The sequence below is a fragment of the Pseudodonghicola xiamenensis DSM 18339 genome (assembly GCF_000429365.1).
In the GTDB taxonomy this organism is placed as follows: Bacteria; Pseudomonadota; Alphaproteobacteria; order Rhodobacterales; family Rhodobacteraceae; genus Pseudodonghicola; species Pseudodonghicola xiamenensis.
In genome coordinates, this window is record NZ_AUBS01000009.1 from 35,805 (window position 1) to 50,428 (window position 14,624).

The following is a 14,624-nucleotide window of genomic DNA, read 5'->3' on the forward strand; positions in this document are numbered from 1 at the left end:
CGATGTATGTTGCAGTCAAGGGTGGCGAACGTGCCATCGAGAACGCCCACGCCTGGCTGGCGGAAGAACGCCGCGGCGACACCTCGGTCGCCGAGCTGTCTGTTGCCCAGATCCGCGAACAGTTGGCGCTGGGGGTGAACCGGGTGATGGCCGAAGGTTCGCTTTACGATCCCGATCTGGCGGCGCTGGCGATCAAGCAGGCGCGCGGCGATCTGATCGAGGCGATCTTCCTGATCCGAGCCTATCGCACCACCCTGCCGCGCTTTGGTGCCACACTGCCGGTGGAGACGGGCAAGATGGCCTGTGACCGGCGCATCTCGGCCACCTTCAAGGATGCCCCGGGCGGCCAGGTTCTGGGGCCGACCTTCGATTACACCCATAGGCTGCTGGATTTCAAACTGGCGGCTGAGGGGGAGGTGGCCGAAGCCCCGCGGGCCGAACCGCGCGAAGAGGCGACGCCGCATATCACCGAATTCCTCCAGGGCGAGGATATCATCCAGCGCGAACCGGAAAGCGAGGCGGTGCCGGGCGATCTGACCCGCCAACCGATGTCCTTTCCGGCCGGGCGCGACATCCGGCTGCAATCGCTGACCCGTGGCGACGAGGGCTTCATCCTCGGCATGGCCTATTCGACCCAGCGCGGCTATGCCCGCAACCACGCCTTTGTCGGGGAGCTGAGGATCGGCACCGTGGCGGTCGAGCTGGATGTCCCGGAGCTGGGCTTCGCCATCGAGATCGGCGAGGTCGAGCTGACCGAATGCGAGACGGTGAACCAGTTCAAGGGATCGAAGACTGAACCGCCGCAATTCACCCGCGGTTATGGGCTGGTGTTCGGCCAGACCGAACGCAAGGCGATCGCCATGGCGCTGGTCGATCGGGCGCTGCGTTGGCGAGAGCTGGGCGAGGATTTCCTGGGCGCCGCAGCGCAGGACGAGGAGTTCGTGCTGAGCCATTCGGACAATATCCAGGCGACCGGGTTTCTGGAGCATATCAAGCTGCCCCATTACGTCGATTTCCAATCCGAGCTGGAGCTGGTGCGCAAACTGCGCCGCGAGGCCGGGGAGGATGAGGCGCGGGAGGCGGCAGAGTGACCGCGGTTGTTTTCGATATCGGCAACGTGCTGGTCGAATGGGATCCGTACCGCGCCTGGGAGGACAAGCTGCCCGACCGCGACGCGATTGCGGCCTTCATGGCTCGGGTCGATTTCCCGGCCCTTAACCTGCGCGGCGATCGTGGCGAAAGCTTTGCCGCGCTGGCGGCAGAGGTCGCGGACCCCGAGGATGGCGCGCTGCTCGCGGCCTATCTGGACGGCTATCACCGTACCATCGCGGCCAAGATTGAAGGCTCCTGGGGGCTGCTCAATCGCCTGCGGGCGTCCGGGGTGGCGACCCATGCGATCACCAACTGGTCGCAGGAAACCTGGCCGATTGGCCTGTCTGTGCATCCCGAATTGGCCGAGGTTTTCGGCGTGACCATCGTGTCGGGGCGGGAAAAGCTGCTGAAACCGGACCCGGCGATCTTTCGGGCGTTGCTGGACCGCACCGGGCTGGCAGCCGGCGATTGCCTGTTCGTCGACGATTCTCCGCGCAATGTCGACGGCGCCCGCGCTGTCGGCATGGACGCGGTTCACTTCACCTCTCCCCAAGCGCTGGAAAACGCGCTGACCGAAAGGGGGCTTCTATGAGCGACTACAACTTCGCCTATCTGGACGAACAGACCAAGCGGATGATCCGCCGGGCGATCCTGAAGGGGCTGGCGGTGCCGGGCTATCAGGTGCCCTTCGCCTCGCGCGAGATGCCGATGCCCTATGGCTGGGGCACCGGGGGCGTGCAGGTCTCGGCGGCGGCGCTGACGCCTGAGGATACTTTCAAGGTGATTGACCAGGGGTCGGACGACACCACCAATGCGGTGTCGATCCGCAAGTTCTTCGAGAAGACCGCCGGTGTGGCGGTGACCGAGGAGACGGAAAAGGCGACAGTCATCCAGACCCGTCACCGCATCCCGGAGGCGGCGCTGACCGAGGATCAGATCCTGGTCTATCAGGTGCCGATCCCGGAACCTCTGAGGTTCCTGGAACCGCGTGAGACCGAGACACGCAAGATGCATAGTCTGGAAGAATACGGGCTGATGCATGTGAAGCTCTATGAGGACATCAGCCAGCACGGCGCCATCGCGACCTCTTACGCCTATCCGGTGAAAGTGGCCGATCGTTATGTGATGGACCCCTCGCCGATCCCCAAGTTCGATAATCCCAAGCTCGAGATGGCGGCGATCCAGCTGTTCGGGGCGGGGCGGGAGCAGCGCATTTATGCGGTGCCGCCCTATACCCCGGTGGTGAGCCTCGATTTCGAGGATTACCCCTTCGAGGCGACCAAGGCGGATCATCCCTGCGATCTTTGCGGTGCCGAGGACAGCTATCTTGACGAGGTGATCCTCGACGATGCCGGCAACCGGATGTTCGTGTGCTCGGACAGTGACTATTGCCGCTGTCGCCGAGAGGCGGGCCACGTGGGGCGGCTGGGCGTGGAGACGGCGGCATGAGCGGAGATGCAAAATTCTTTGAAGAATTTTGCCAAGAGATTTCGAAAACTCTTGGTGCTAACCCCAAGGTCGGGGAGGAACTCGAATGACGCCTTTGTTGCAGGTCCGCGATGTGGCCAAGATGTACGGTGCCCGCATCGGCTGCACCGATGTGAGCTTTGATCTCTATCCCGGTGAGGTGATGGGGATCGTCGGTGAAAGCGGCTCGGGCAAGTCGACGCTCTTGAATTGTCTGGCGGGGCACATCGCGCCGGATCGCGGCCAGGTGATCTTCGACACCCGTGCCGACGGGCCGGTCGATACCGTCACCATGTCGGAACCGGCGCGCCGGATGCTGGGGCGCACCGACTGGGCCTTTGTGCATCAGCATGCCCGTGACGGGTTGAGGATGAACGTCAGCGCCGGCGGCAATATCGGCGAGCGGCTGATGGCGGTGGGCGCACGGCATTACGGCGATATCCGCGCCCGTGCGGTCGATTGGCTCGACCGGGTGGAGATTTCCGAGACCCGGGTGGACGATCGCCCCAGCGCCTTCTCGGGGGGCATGCAGCAGCGGCTGCAGATCGCCCGCAACCTGGTGACCGATCCGCGGCTGGTGTTCATGGACGAGCCCACCGGCGGGCTGGATGTGAGCGTCCAGGCCCGGTTGCTGGATCTGCTGCGCGGACTGGTGAGGCAGATGGGGCTGAGCGCGCTGATCGTCACCCATGATCTGGCGGTGGTGCGGCTGTTGGCCGACCGGCTGATGGTAATGAAGGACGGGCATGTGGTCGAAGCCGGGCTGACCGATCAGGTGCTGGACGATCCCCAGCACGCCTATACGCAGCTTCTGGTTTCCTCGGTATTGCAGGTGTGAGGCGCAAGAGATGAATACTTCTGCACAGATGAACAGCCCGATGATCGCCTTGGCCGGCGTCGGCAAGAGTTTCGTGCTGCACAATCAGGGCAGCGCGGTGATCCCGGTGATGGAGGACGCGGCGCTGGAGGTTCTGCCCGGCGACTGCGTGGCGCTGACCGGCGCATCGGGGGCGGGGAAATCAACTCTGATGCGGATGATCTATGGCAATTATCGCGCCAACCAGGGGCAGATCCTGGTCGGCGGTGTCGATGTGGCCCGCGCCGAGCCGCGCGAGATCATCGCGCTGCGGCGCGAAGTCCTGGGTTATGTCAGCCAGTTTCTGCGGGTGGTGCCGCGGGTGCCGACGCTGGATGTGGTGGCCGAGCCACTGCTGGCGCTTGGCATGGCGGAGGAGCGGGCGCGGGCGCGGGCGGCGGAGCTTCTGGGGCGGCTCAACATCCCCGAACGGCTATGGAGCCTTAGCCCCACCACCTTCTCGGGCGGTGAACAGCAGCGGGTCAATATCGCGCGCGGCTTCGCACATGACTATCCGGCGCTGCTGCTGGACGAGCCGACCGCCAGCCTCGACCCGGTGAACCGCGAGGTGGTGCTGGAGCTGATCGAGGCCGCCAAGGCGCGTGGAGCTGCTATCGTCGGCATCTTCCACGATGCCGAGGCGCGGGCGCGGGTCTGTGACCGGGCGGTCGATGTCTCGGGTTTCACCCCGAAGGTGGCGGCATGAGCGACAGGCGCGCCCCCGCGCCGGTGATCGCGGTGGTCGGCCCCTCCGGGGTCGGCAAGGACAGCGTGATGGAGGCGCTGGTCGCGCGGCAGCCGGGCTATTGCATCCAGCGGCGGGTGATCACCCGACCGGAGGAAGCGGGGGGCGAGGCCTTCACCGGCGTCGATCTTGTGGCCTTCGAGCGGATGGAGGCGGCGGGCGGTTTTGCGTTGAGCTGGCGCGCCCATGGGCTGGCCTATGGCATCCCGGCCGGGATCGAGGCCTTGCGCGCCGGCGCGCAAGGCGTTCTGGTGAACCTGTCGCGTGGGGTTCTGAGCGAGGCACAGGCGCGGTTTCCCGGCTTGATCGTGCTATCGCTGAGCGCCGATCCCGAGGTGCTGGCGCAGCGTCTGGCCGCGCGTGGCCGTGAGGATGCCGAAGATCGCGCCCGCCGGCTGACACGGGCTGCGGCGCCACTGCCCGAGGGGCTGCGCCGAGTTGTCACGCTGGACAACAGCGGTGCGCTGGAGGCGACAGTGACTGCCGCCTTGGCCCTGCTTCAGCCAGAGAGCGCGTAGCGGTGGATCAGATGGAAGCGGCCGGTGTCATCCTCGCCCATCAGGGCGAGATCTGGGATCGCGAAGGGCGCGGGCAGAAGCGGGCCCAGATCGCGGGCGAGCGCATCCTCGACTGCCGGCAGATCGCCTTTCGCCAGCTTGCCGGTCAGGGTGATGTGAAAGCGGAACTCCTCCATCACGTAGGGATAGCCCCAGCGCAGCAGGTTTTCCTCCTGAGCGGGGCTGAGCCCGGCGGCGCGGCGGCGGGCCAGTTCCGACTCGGGGGCCGGGGCGCGGAAGCGGTCGAGCACCTCGACCGCGCGGGCGGCCAATACGCTCAGTGCGGTTTGATCGCCGCTTGGGCGCAGCGCCAGGAACCGGCCAAGCCGCGACAGCACCAGCCCGTCGAAGGCCAAAGGCGCAAGCGTGGCGCAGAGATCGGCGCAGGCCGCCTCGAGCCCATCTCGGGTCATGCCCTCGGCCAGGCGGAATGGCGGCTTGATGGTGGCATGCAGCCCGTATTTGCGCGGCGTCGCGGTGATCTCGGCCACCGGCCGCGGCAGGCCTGCCACCTGCGGATGCGGCGCCCCGGCGCCCGTCTCCATATCCCAGCCCAGCCATCGGGTGGCGAACCGGCTCCAATCCGCCGCGACGGGCGGAGCGTAATAGATGGCGTAACGTTTGAATTCCATGTCGGCCTCGGCTGGCATCCTGTCCCCCAGAGAATGCGATGATCAGATGACAGAAGAATTACATCTTGCCAATGCCTTGCTGGTCCTGCCCGACGACGTGGTGCAGGGCAGCGTGAAACTGGTCGACGGCCGGATCGCCGCCATCGACAGCGGCACCTCGGTGCCCGCGGGCGCGGTGGACTGTGAGGGCGATTACATCGCCCCGGGCTTGATCGAGCTGCACACCGACAACTTGGAACGCCATATCCAGCCGCGCCCCAAGGTCGACTGGCCGCATGCGGCGGCGATGCTGGCGCATGACGCCGAACTGGCCGGCACCGGCATCACCACCGTCTTCGATGCGATGCGGGTGGGCTCGATCCCCAACGGCAAGGGGCGGTACATGAAATACGCCCGGCAGCTTGCGACCGAGCTGATGGAGCTGCGCGCCGCCGACATGCTGAAGATCAGCCATTTCCTGCACCTGCGGTCCGAGGTCTGTTCGGAAACCCTGCTGGAGGAGCTGGCGGAATTCGGTGAGGCCGACCGGGTGCGTCTGGTCAGCCTGATGGACCACACGCCGGGGCAGCGGCAGTTCCGCGATATCTCCAAGCTGGAACAATACATGAAGGGCAAGCACGCGATGAGCGATGACGATTTCCTTCAGCATGTCGCCCAGCTCAAGGCGCTGCGCGACCGGCTGGGGGAGGCGCATGAGCAGGGGGTCGTGGCCGAGGCGGCGCGGTTCGGTGCGGTGCTGGCGAGCCATGATGACACCACGGCGGAGCAGGTGGCGACCTCGGCCTCCTATGGCATCCGCCTGGCCGAATTCCCCACCACGGTGGAGGCGGCACGGGCGTGTCACGACCATGGCATCAAGGTGATCATGGGGGCGCCGAACCTGGTGCGGGGCGGCTCGCATTCCGGCAATGTCGCGGCGGCCGAATTGGCCGAGCTGGGGCTTCTGGACATCGTATCGTCGGATTACGTCCCGGCGGCGCTGTTGCTGTCCGCGGTGCGGTTGGGGGAGATGTGGGGCGATCTGGCGCGTGGGATCGCGACGGTAACGCGCACTCCGGCGGCTGCTGCCGGGCTCGAGGATCGCGGTGAGCTGGTGGCGGGCAAACGGGCCGACCTGATCCGCTTCCGCCTGCGCGGCGAAACTCCGGCGCTGCAATCCGTTTGGGTGCAGGGGCGTCGGGTGGCGTAATCTGAACGCGCCCCTTTCGGGGCGCGTGCCTCCGGCGGGGATATTTCGAGCCAGAAAAAGGCAGGGGCGGCGAGAGCCTGTTGGCCGCCCCGCCAATTCGGCGCTTGGGGTCAGGCGCGATAGAACATGTAACGGTCGGGCGCGATGGTTTCAGGGCCCTGAAGCTGGTCGAAGCCAACCAGCGGCTGGCCCGAGACGATTAGTCCGCCGGGGGCCATGATCCGGGCGATCAGCGGTGACAGCCGCGCTGCCTCGGCCACATCCTTCTCCTTGATGCCGAAGCCGAAGTCGTAATGCGCCAACGCGATCTTGTGGCCGCTGTCGGCCAGTTTGTTCAGCATCGGTTCGGCTTCTCCTTGCAGGAAGTCCGCCTCGGGTGGGGTGCAGGAGGGGTGGCATTGCAGCACCCGGTCGATCACCCAGATGCGGCGATCGGGAAGGATTTCGCGCAGGTGATCATAGGTGCGGCCATTGCCGAGGCCGAGGTCGACCACATCGCCGGGCAGGGGGCCGATCTGTTCGGCGGCCCAGTTCAGCCCGTCGCGTTGCGCGGCAAGGCGGCGCAGCATGGAATCCAGTCGGCTCATTCTTCGGTCTCCGGGTCTTTGGGGGCGGTCCAGGGCGTGATCGGGCCTTGCATCAGTCGCACCAGTAGGGCGGTGGTGAAGTCCCAGATGGCCGCGTCATGGACCAGATGATGGGTGAGAATGCCGTAAGGTTCGTCCGCGTCGGCGCGGCCCTCGCGGCGGTCGGTGAGCTGGCGGGCAATCTGGTCGATCAGCCGCTCGGGCGCGGCGAGCGAGCGGCTGCCGCGCCAGTCGATCGGGTCGAGATGGGTGTTGATCTGGCTGAGCCCCGGGGCGGCGAGGGGCGTCTTGCGCGGGGTGAAGGTGGAGATCATCCGGTAACCGAGCGCCGGCAGGGTGGCGGTGATCTCGGGCGCGATGCGGTTCCAGGGCGGCACGAAGAGGGGCGGCAGGGCGGGGCCGAAGAGGGTTTGCAGCCGGGCCAGCCCATCGCGCGCCTCGGCCGCCATGTCGGGCAGCGGGCGGTGGGCGCCGAATTCGGCCTTCTTCTCGCCTGCGGGGGCGTGGCTCTGATGTGCCCAGCCATGGACCACGGGGATCAGATGCGGCGGCAGTTCCTGGGCCAGCGCCGGGCTGACCCGGGCCGGGATCACCGCGAGGTGGACGGGCAGGCCGACCTTTGCCGCGAGGGCGGCGAGCTGGTCGAGCTGCGGCGTGGGGGCGATGGCATCATCGTCACGCCACCAGAGCGGCAGGGTCAGCCCCTGATCGCGCCAGCGGTCGAGTTCCTGATCGAGCGGGGTCCAGTCCGGGGTCATGTGCCTGCCTTTGCCATCTGATGGGCGATTGCCACGGATCGGGCGGCGCCGTCAAATTGCAGCGTGGTATCGTGGCGCGGGCCGGCGGCGATGACGGTGGCGAGCGCGTCGATCAGGCGGGTGGGTGTCAGTTCGGCGGCGGGCAGCACCTTGATCCCCGGCAGGGTGGCGAGGCTCGCCGCCCTGAGCCCCTGTTCGACCTCTTTCCCGGCGTCGAAGGGGATCAGCACCGCGGGGGGGCCGGCCTGCAGCAGATCCATCGCGGTGTTATAGCCGCACATGCTGACCGAGGCCGCCGCCAGCGGTAGCATCTGGCGGAAATCGGGGCGCGCCGGTTCAACCTTTGCATTGGCCGGGGCCTCGGCCCGCAGGGCGGCGATCCGGTCCAAGTCATGGCCGCCGACCAGCAGGCGCCAGGCCAGATCGGGGGTCAGCCGCGCCGCGGCGAGGGCCGCGTGAAAGATCGGATCGCCCACCGCGCCACCGCCGGCGCTGACCAGGATCTCCCCCGTGCCTGCATCCTCCGGATGGGGCCGTGGCGCGGGTGGTGCGACATAGCCGGTATAGCGCAGTTTTGCCGCCAGCGCCGGCGTCACCGGCCAGCTTCGGTCCAGTGTGGTGGCGGTCGGATCGGAATGGACCAGCACGGCGTCATAGAATTCGGTCACGATCGCCTCGGCGCGGTCGGCCTTCTTCGGTTTCGAGGGCGGGGCGAGGATATCGCGGATCGAAGACAGGATGACAGGCCGGCGGCGCAGGTCACGGCTGGTCTCGAGCAGGGTCAGGAATTCTTCCGACAGGCTGCGGCGCCCGAAGGGGAACAGCTCGGTGATCAGCACATCGGGGGCGAAACTGGCAAGCGCGCGGCGCAGCCCGGTCAGGCGGGCCTCAAGATATCCGGCACTGGCCTCCTGGTCCCGGTCGTCGAGCAGCCGGGTGAAATTCACCCCGTCCGAGGCCAGGGGCGGCAGTTGCAGCCAGCCGAGGCCCGCGCGGTCCAGATGCGGCGCCGGGCGTCCGCCGGAGACGATCAGAACCTCATCCCCCGCCGCGTGAAAGGCCCGGCCCAGCGTCAGCGCGCGGGACAGATGCCCGGTGCCGAGCAGATGGGTGACGGTGATCATCACCTTCATGCCGCGCCCTCCGCCGGGATCAGCCGGATCGGCTCGCCTTCGGGAGTGAGGGTTTCGCCCTCAAGCCGCAGGACATAGAGCCGGTTGCGCTTGATCCTGAAGGGGGCGGGGCCGGAGAAATCCCAGCCATGGGCGCGCGCCAGCAATACCCGCATCACCCCGATGTGGCAGACCGCCAGCGCGCTGCGATCAAGACGGGCCAGCCAGGGCTTGAGCCGGGTCCAGAGATTGCGCGGGGTTTCGCCCCCCGGCGCGTGATAATCCCAGCCCCACTCCTCGATATGGCGAAAGCCGCTGCCGGGGGTGGCGAGCAGATCGAGCCCGCGCTGCCCCTCCCAATCGCCCCAGTTCATCTCGACCAGTTCGGGGGCGAGGCGGGGGGCGCGGCGGGCCACCAGCTCGGCGGTCTCGGCAGCGCGTTTCAGCGGGCTGGACCAGAGTTCGGCGGCGGCCCAGTCGTTCGGCAGGCGCAGGGCGGCAAGGCACGTGCGCGCCTCGTCGTCCAGCGGGATGTCGCTGGCGCCCTGGATGCGGCCCTGGCGGTTCCAGTCGGTGTGGCCGTGGCGGAGGAGGGCGAGGCGGATCATGCGGGGGCGTCCAGCAGCGGGGCCACGGCGGACCAGAAGCAGTCGGTCGCCGCCGGTTGCAGGTGGGTGCGAGCGATCATCGCGCGGGCCTCTGCCCCCCGGGCGCGGCGCAGCGCGGGATCGTCCAGTAGGTGGCCCAGGGTGCGGGCCAGCGCCTCCGGGCCGGCCTCGGGCGTCGGGTAATCACCGGGCAGCAGCACGTCGCGCACCCCGGGGCGGTCCTGGGCGACCACCGGCAGGCCGGCAGCTTGCGCTTCGAGATAAACCATTCCGAAGGCTTCGTTCACACCGGGCCAGACAAACAGGCCGGCGTGGGCATAGGCCTTGGTCAGCGCCTTGCGGTCGAGCTGGCCCAGAAAGCGAACGCGGTCGCCGAAGCGGGCCATCAGCGCCGTGACCTCGGCCCGCGCCGGGCCGTCGCCGGCGATGTCCAACTGCCAGTCGCTGCGCAGATAGCCGAGCGTTTCCGCCAGGATGGTATAGGAGGCGAGCTTGTCGCCCGCCCGCATCATGCCCGCCGTCAGCATCGGCCCCTCGCAGGCAGAGGCCGGCGGCAGGGTGTCGGTGGGCAGGAAGGGCGGCAGGGGGATCAGTCGCTGGCCGGGGGCACGGTGACGCTCCAGCGTGATCAGGTCGTTTGCGGTGAGATAGAAGATCACCTGCGCGGCATCGCAGGCGGCCTCTGCTGCCCGGGCGAAGTCGGCCCAGGGGCCGGTCAGCCGTTTTCTTGCGCGGGTCGATTCGAGCTGGACGTAAGGCAGTTTGAGGGCGGCGCAGACCGCCGGGCCGATCAGGTCGGGCGCCTTGTAGTAATTGTGGTACGTTACCCAGAGCGCCGGGCGGTCGCGCCCCAAGTCCTGGGTCAGCCGGGCAACCTCGGACTTTGCTTGCTGGTGCAGGGTCCTTTGGCGGGCCGGATCGCCGGCCTTTTCATGCAGCTTGAGGGTCGAGACCACATCAACCCGCGCGCCCTTCGCTCCGATGGCGGCAATCAGGTTGCGCGCCATTTCCCGGTCGCCCGAAGGGGTCGGGTCCTCCGGCGGTTTCATTGGCGCGTAAAAGGCGATGCGGGTCATGGGGTGCCGAGCATGCGGTGCAGTTTCGCCGCCAAACGGTCTATGCCGGGCTGCATGGTGAATTCTGCGAGGAGCCTGTCGCGGGCGGCCCCGGCCATGCGGGCGGCCAGCGCCGGATCGCGGGCCAGCGTGGTGATCGCCTGGGCCAGCGCCTCGGGGTCGTCCTCGGCCAGCAGGCCATGGGTGCCGCTGTCGATGAACTCCGGGATCGCGGCGACGGCGGTGGAAATGATCGGCAGAAGCTGCGAGGCGGCTTCCATCAGCACGTTGGGCAGCCCGTCGCGATCGCCGTCCTGGGCGATACGGCTGGGCAGGACGAAGATATCTGCCGCACGCATCGCGGCAATCACTTCGGGCTGGTCACAGGCCCCGCGCCAGTCGATCCGGTCGGCGATGCGGAAGGTTTCGGCCTTGGCCGCCAGCCGGGGGCCAAGGTCTCCGCCGCCGATATGGGTCCAGTGCCAGTCGATATCGTCGGGCAAGAGGGCGAGGGCGGCGATCAGCCGGTCGAACCCCTTCTTCTCGACCAGCCGGCCCACCGACAGCAGGCGCAGGGGTGCCCCGGGGGCGCGCAGGGCCCGCTCCGGGGGGGCCGGAAAGCGCGACAGGTCGAGCCCGTGATAGATCAGATCGACCTTGGCCGGATCGCCCGCCAGATCGCGCAGATGCCGCGCGCCATAGGCGGTGCAGGTGGCCCCGAAGGTGGCGGCATGGGGGCCTGCCAGTTTCTCGCGCTTTTCCCACTCGGGCGAGGTCCAGATATCCTTGGCATGGGCCGAATAGCTCCAGGGCAATCCGCGCATGATCGCGGCATAGCGGGCGACCGAGCTCGGCGTATGCAGAAAATGGGAATAGAGGCCGCGAGTGCCTTCGGGCAATTCGGCGGCCAGAACGCAGGCTTGGCCGAAGCGGCGGATGCGGTTGTGGGTTTCATCCCGGCGCAGATCGGCGCGCCAGAGCGCATGGGCCTCGGCATAGCCGGGCAGGGTGCGGGCGATCTCGCGGGCATGGGCGACGCGGGCGGGATCGTCATAGAGGTATTCCGGCAGATAGCGCACCTTCGCCTGCAGCCGGTCGTGCAGCGGGTGGCGTTTCTTGTCGGTCGGGTGGCGCAGTGACCAGATGTCGAACCTCAGACCGGCCTCTTCCAGCGCGACGAGTTCCTGGGCGATGAAGGTTTCCGACAGCCGCGGCCAGCCCTTCACCACGATGGCGAGCGGCGGGGGCATGTCGGTCATTCGGCGGCCTGTCCGGGATGTTGATGCAGCAGTGCGTTGACCCGCCTTGTGATATAGTCGAGCCCGTCAAGCAGACCCGACAGTCGGCTGTTGGCCATCGCCTGAGACGGCAGCAGCTGGTTTGGCAGATCGCGGATGGCGCGGATCATTGCCGCAGTCGTCAGGCCATCACGGCCGTCTTCCAGCATCCGCACCAGCCCCAGTTCCTCGGCGCGGGAGGCGCGCAGCCATTGTTCCAACCGGGGGGTGGTGCGTGGCACGATCACCGCGCGGCGATCGAAGGACAAAACCTCGCAGAAGGTATTATAGCCGCCCATGCAGACCACGCCCTGGGCATTGGCGAACAGCGGTTCGATCCGCGATTCAAAACCCACGGCGCTGACACGCCCGCCCAGACGGGCCACTCGGGTTTCGAAATCCTCCCGCGTTTCGCCCGACAGGAACGGGCCGTAGACGATCACCGCATGCGGGGCGAGAGTTGGATCGCTTTCATAGGCCGACAACACCAGGTCGACCATGAATTCGCCATCGCCGCCGCCGCCGGGGGTGATCAGGATATAGGGCCCTTCCATCGGAGGGGGCGCGCTCTGGCCCAGATCGCGGCGCAGATAACCGGTCCAGTGCATGCGTGCCCGCACCGCGGGGCCCAGCGGCAGCTCAGCGACCGGATCATAGAACTCGCGCAGGCCATAGACCCAGATTTCATCGTAATAGCTGCGCGTGGCCTCGATTGCGCCCTTGCGCTCCCATTCCGCCGCGAGCAGTGCAGGATCGTCCAGCACGTCGCGCAGACCCAGCACCAGCTGCGCCCGGCCGGCGGCCCGCAGGGCGTCCAGCGTCGGCAGCAGCTCTCCGCGAAAACCGGTAGGCTCCTTGTCGACGATCAGGATGTCGGGATCGTATTGCCGGGCCGAGGTTTCGATCAGTGCCGCGCGAAGCTCGGTGATTTCTTCGATATCCATGCCGAGTGTCTGGGCCACATAGGAGCCGTCGCTGCGCTTGGTGACACCGGGCAGGCGGACATGATCGACCCGGTGGGGAAAGGCGAACCGTCCGGCGACCGGCGAACCGGTCAGGATCAATGCCGAGGCCTCGGGATCGGCCCGCGTGATGGCACCTGCCAATGCGCGCGACCGGCGCAGATGCCCGAGGCCAAAGGTGTCGTGGCTGTAAAGCATCACGCGCGGCGCGCGGTCTTTGCGCGGTCGCTGGCCCTGATATGTCGCGCCTTTCGTCATGGTCGTCACAGCCTCAGGTCCGCACCTGATTTGCCGAAAATCCCCTTGATATCATACAGAACCGCCCCCGGTTTCCCTAGTGCGCGAATGGCGGCGGCCCCCATGTCAGTGAATTCCTTGTGGGCGACGGCCACGATAATGGCATCATAGACACCCGTTTCCGGCGTGGCGATAGGGGTGATCCCATATTCATGCGCGATGCTGTCGGCATCGACCCAGGGGTCATAGACATCGGGGCGCATCGAATAGGCTTCAAGTTCGGTGACGATATCGGCGACGCGGGTATTGCGGGTGTCGGCGCAGTTTTCCTTGAAGGTGAACCCCATCACCAGAACCCGTGCCTGGGCCAGATTGGCGCCGCGCGCCAACAGTGCCTTGATCAGCTCGTGGCTGACGTGCTTGCCCATCTGGTCGTTGATCCGGCGACCGGCCAGGATCACCTCGGGGCGATAGCCCAGCTGTTCGGCGCGATAGGTCAGGTAATAGGGATCGACGCCGATGCAGTGCCCGCCGACCAGACCGGGGCGGAAGGGCAGGAAATTCCACTTGGTCCCTGCCGCCTCAAGTACTTCCAGCGTGTCGAGCCCGAGACGCGAGAAGATCAGCGAGAATTCGTTGACGAGCGCGATGTTCAGATCGCGCTGGGTGTTCTCGATCACCTTGGCGGCCTCAGCCGTCATGATCGAACCGGCCCGGTGCAGCCCGGCCTTGACCACTGGCGCATAGATCGCCTCGACCCGGTCGAGTGTGTCTTCGTCCTGAGCGGAGATGATCTTGACCACATCTTGCAGCGAATGTTCGGCATCGCCCGGGTTCACCCGTTCCGGCGAATAGGCCAGCTTGATGTCGTCATAAAGCACAAGCCCCGAGAGTGCGGCCAGAACCGGGCCGCAGACGTCTTCGGTGACGCCGGGGTAGACGGTGCTTTCCACAACCACCATTGCATCCTTGTGCAAATAGGGGGCGATGGTGCGGCAGGCCGCGCGCAGCGGCTCCAGATCCGGGGTCTTGGCATCGGTGATCGGTGTGGGCACCGCGATGATGAAGGCGGTGCAGCCTTCCAGATCGGCCGGGTCGTCGGCAAACCGGGTGCCGGCCGCCCGCAGCGACGCGCCAGAGACCTCACCGTTGCGGTCATGGCCCTGCCTGAGGGCCGCAATATGGGTGCTGTCGGTATCGAAGCCGACGGTATCGAGGCCGGCCCGCGCCAGCGCCACCGCTAGCGGCAGCCCGACATAGCCGAGACCGAGCACCGCGATCCTGTCTTGATTGCCTTGCTTGGCCATAGCCCGTCTCTCGTTCCGCATGGCCGCGCGAGCCCAAGCCCGGGCGGACAGCTCCGTACTAGTGAAATCGGGTCTGATTGCAAATAGGTTTCTGCGGCGCCGCAAATTCCCGAACGAGAGGTTTGCCTCCAAAAACATGCTCCTGTAGCCTTCAACGCAACCAGAAGATCGCAGGGGCGGACA

Annotated in this window: 16 protein-coding genes; 7 read left to right on the forward strand and 9 right to left on the reverse strand. The window is 67.0% G+C overall.

Annotated features, from left to right (window positions below; genetic code table 11):
- Positions 1-2: 2 nt before the first annotated feature.
- From G455_RS0111290 to phnN, 6 genes are all read left to right on the forward strand, one after another.
- On the forward strand, positions 3-1,091 hold the full coding sequence (locus G455_RS0111290) for a carbon-phosphorus lyase complex subunit PhnI (protein WP_028093810.1): 1,089 nt from the start codon (positions 3-5) through the stop codon (positions 1,089-1,091).
- Positions 1,088-1,684: an HAD family hydrolase gene (locus G455_RS0111295; protein ID WP_028093811.1), complete on the forward strand. Its 597-nt coding sequence runs from the start codon at positions 1,088-1,090 to the stop codon at positions 1,682-1,684. The genes G455_RS0111290 and G455_RS0111295 overlap by 4 nt, the downstream gene beginning before the upstream one ends.
- A complete protein-coding gene (locus G455_RS0111300) occupies positions 1,681-2,541 on the forward strand; it encodes an alpha-D-ribose 1-methylphosphonate 5-phosphate C-P-lyase PhnJ (RefSeq protein ID WP_028093812.1) in 861 nt (286 codons plus the stop codon). Before G455_RS0111295 ends, G455_RS0111300 begins: the two co-directional genes overlap by 4 nt.
- Before the next feature lie 85 nt (positions 2,542-2,626).
- Entirely contained in the window at positions 2,627-3,397 is a 771-nt protein-coding gene (phnK, locus tag G455_RS0111305; protein WP_028093813.1) for a phosphonate C-P lyase system protein PhnK, read from the forward strand.
- A gap of 40 nt (positions 3,398-3,437) precedes the next feature.
- A complete protein-coding gene (gene phnL / locus G455_RS0111310; RefSeq protein ID WP_028093814.1) occupies positions 3,438-4,121 on the forward strand; it encodes a phosphonate C-P lyase system protein PhnL in 684 nt (227 codons plus the stop codon).
- The gene (gene phnN, locus G455_RS0111315) at positions 4,118-4,678 is read left to right on the forward strand and encodes a phosphonate metabolism protein/1,5-bisphosphokinase (PRPP-forming) PhnN (protein ID WP_028093815.1); all 561 of its coding nucleotides are present in this window, start codon (positions 4,118-4,120) and stop codon (positions 4,676-4,678) included. Before phnL ends, phnN begins: the two co-directional genes overlap by 4 nt.
- On the opposite strand, the gene G455_RS0111320 is transcribed toward phnN, so the two are convergent.
- Positions 4,660-5,349 carry a DUF1045 domain-containing protein gene (locus G455_RS0111320; RefSeq protein ID WP_028093816.1) on the reverse strand — a complete coding sequence of 230 codons (690 nt, stop codon included), beginning with the start codon at positions 5,347-5,349 and terminating at the stop codon, positions 4,660-4,662. The two genes, phnN and G455_RS0111320, sit on opposite strands and share 19 nt — an antisense overlap.
- Positions 5,350-5,395: 46 nt before the next feature.
- Here G455_RS0111320 and G455_RS0111325 point away from each other — a divergent pair, with 46 nt between their 5' ends.
- Positions 5,396-6,538 (forward strand): alpha-D-ribose 1-methylphosphonate 5-triphosphate diphosphatase, encoded by a 1,143-nt coding sequence (locus G455_RS0111325; RefSeq protein ID WP_028093817.1) that lies wholly within the window; start codon positions 5,396-5,398, stop codon positions 6,536-6,538.
- A gap of 110 nt (positions 6,539-6,648) precedes the next feature.
- On the opposite strand, the gene G455_RS0111330 is transcribed toward G455_RS0111325, so the two are convergent.
- Genes G455_RS0111330 through G455_RS0111365 form a run of 8 tightly spaced genes read right to left on the reverse strand, consistent with a single transcriptional unit; the run spans position 6,649 to position 14,441 of the window.
- Complete coding sequence (locus G455_RS0111330; protein WP_028093818.1) at positions 6,649-7,125, reverse strand: class I SAM-dependent methyltransferase; 477 nt, start codon at positions 7,123-7,125, stop codon at positions 6,649-6,651.
- On the reverse strand, positions 7,122-7,883 hold the full coding sequence (locus G455_RS0111335) for a polysaccharide deacetylase family protein (RefSeq protein ID WP_028093819.1): 762 nt from the start codon (positions 7,881-7,883) through the stop codon (positions 7,122-7,124). Before G455_RS0111335 ends, G455_RS0111330 begins: the two co-directional genes overlap by 4 nt.
- A complete protein-coding gene (locus tag G455_RS0111340; protein ID WP_028093820.1) occupies positions 7,880-9,016 on the reverse strand; it encodes a glycosyltransferase family protein in 1,137 nt (378 codons plus the stop codon). Before G455_RS0111340 ends, G455_RS0111335 begins: the two co-directional genes overlap by 4 nt.
- Positions 9,013-9,603, reverse strand: coding sequence for a histidine phosphatase family protein (locus tag G455_RS0111345; protein ID WP_028093821.1), 591 nt, complete (start codon positions 9,601-9,603; stop codon positions 9,013-9,015). The genes G455_RS0111340 and G455_RS0111345 overlap by 4 nt, the downstream gene beginning before the upstream one ends.
- The gene (locus G455_RS0111350; protein ID WP_028093822.1) at positions 9,600-10,679 is read right to left on the reverse strand and encodes a glycosyltransferase family 4 protein; all 1,080 of its coding nucleotides are present in this window, start codon (positions 10,677-10,679) and stop codon (positions 9,600-9,602) included. Before G455_RS0111350 ends, G455_RS0111345 begins: the two co-directional genes overlap by 4 nt.
- Complete coding sequence (locus G455_RS0111355; protein ID WP_028093823.1) at positions 10,676-11,917, reverse strand: glycosyltransferase family 4 protein; 1,242 nt, start codon at positions 11,915-11,917, stop codon at positions 10,676-10,678. The genes G455_RS0111350 and G455_RS0111355 overlap by 4 nt, the downstream gene beginning before the upstream one ends.
- Entirely contained in the window at positions 11,914-13,155 is a 1,242-nt protein-coding gene (locus tag G455_RS0111360; RefSeq protein WP_084437059.1) for a glycosyltransferase family protein, read from the reverse strand. The genes G455_RS0111355 and G455_RS0111360 overlap by 4 nt, the downstream gene beginning before the upstream one ends.
- Before the next feature lie 5 nt (positions 13,156-13,160).
- Entirely contained in the window at positions 13,161-14,441 is a 1,281-nt protein-coding gene (locus tag G455_RS0111365) for a nucleotide sugar dehydrogenase (protein WP_028093825.1), read from the reverse strand.
- Positions 14,442-14,624 lie beyond the last annotated feature (183 nt).

Bases quoted from the DNA above. Each gene is read 5' to 3' on its own strand.
- phnK (WP_028093813.1), top strand. From the start codon at position 2,627: ATGACGCCTTTGTTGCAGGTCCGCGATGTGGCCAAGATGTACGGTGCC.
- phnN (WP_028093815.1), top strand. From the start codon at position 4,118: ATGAGCGACAGGCGCGCCCCCGCGCCGGTGATCGCGGTGGTCGGCCCC.
- G455_RS0111290 (WP_028093810.1), top strand. From the start codon at position 3: ATGTATGTTGCAGTCAAGGGTGGCGAACGTGCCATCGAGAACGCCCAC.
- G455_RS0111335 (WP_028093819.1), bottom strand. From the start codon at position 7,883: ATGACCCCGGACTGGACCCCGCTCGATCAGGAACTCGACCGCTGGCGC.
- G455_RS0111365 (WP_028093825.1), bottom strand. From the start codon at position 14,441: ATGGCCAAGCAAGGCAATCAAGACAGGATCGCGGTGCTCGGTCTCGGC.
- G455_RS0111325 (WP_028093817.1), top strand. From the start codon at position 5,396: ATGACAGAAGAATTACATCTTGCCAATGCCTTGCTGGTCCTGCCCGAC.
- G455_RS0111320 (WP_028093816.1), bottom strand. From the start codon at position 5,349: ATGGAATTCAAACGTTACGCCATCTATTACGCTCCGCCCGTCGCGGCG.
- G455_RS0111345 (WP_028093821.1), bottom strand. From the start codon at position 9,603: ATGATCCGCCTCGCCCTCCTCCGCCACGGCCACACCGACTGGAACCGC.
- G455_RS0111350 (WP_028093822.1), bottom strand. From the start codon at position 10,679: ATGACCCGCATCGCCTTTTACGCGCCAATGAAACCGCCGGAGGACCCG.
- G455_RS0111355 (WP_028093823.1), bottom strand. From the start codon at position 11,917: ATGACCGACATGCCCCCGCCGCTCGCCATCGTGGTGAAGGGCTGGCCG.
- phnL (WP_028093814.1), top strand. From the start codon at position 3,438: ATGATCGCCTTGGCCGGCGTCGGCAAGAGTTTCGTGCTGCACAATCAG.
- G455_RS0111360 (WP_084437059.1), bottom strand. From the start codon at position 13,155: ATGACGAAAGGCGCGACATATCAGGGCCAGCGACCGCGCAAAGACCGC.
- G455_RS0111340 (WP_028093820.1), bottom strand. From the start codon at position 9,016: ATGAAGGTGATGATCACCGTCACCCATCTGCTCGGCACCGGGCATCTG.
- G455_RS0111330 (WP_028093818.1), bottom strand. From the start codon at position 7,125: ATGAGCCGACTGGATTCCATGCTGCGCCGCCTTGCCGCGCAACGCGAC.
- G455_RS0111300 (WP_028093812.1), top strand. From the start codon at position 1,681: ATGAGCGACTACAACTTCGCCTATCTGGACGAACAGACCAAGCGGATG.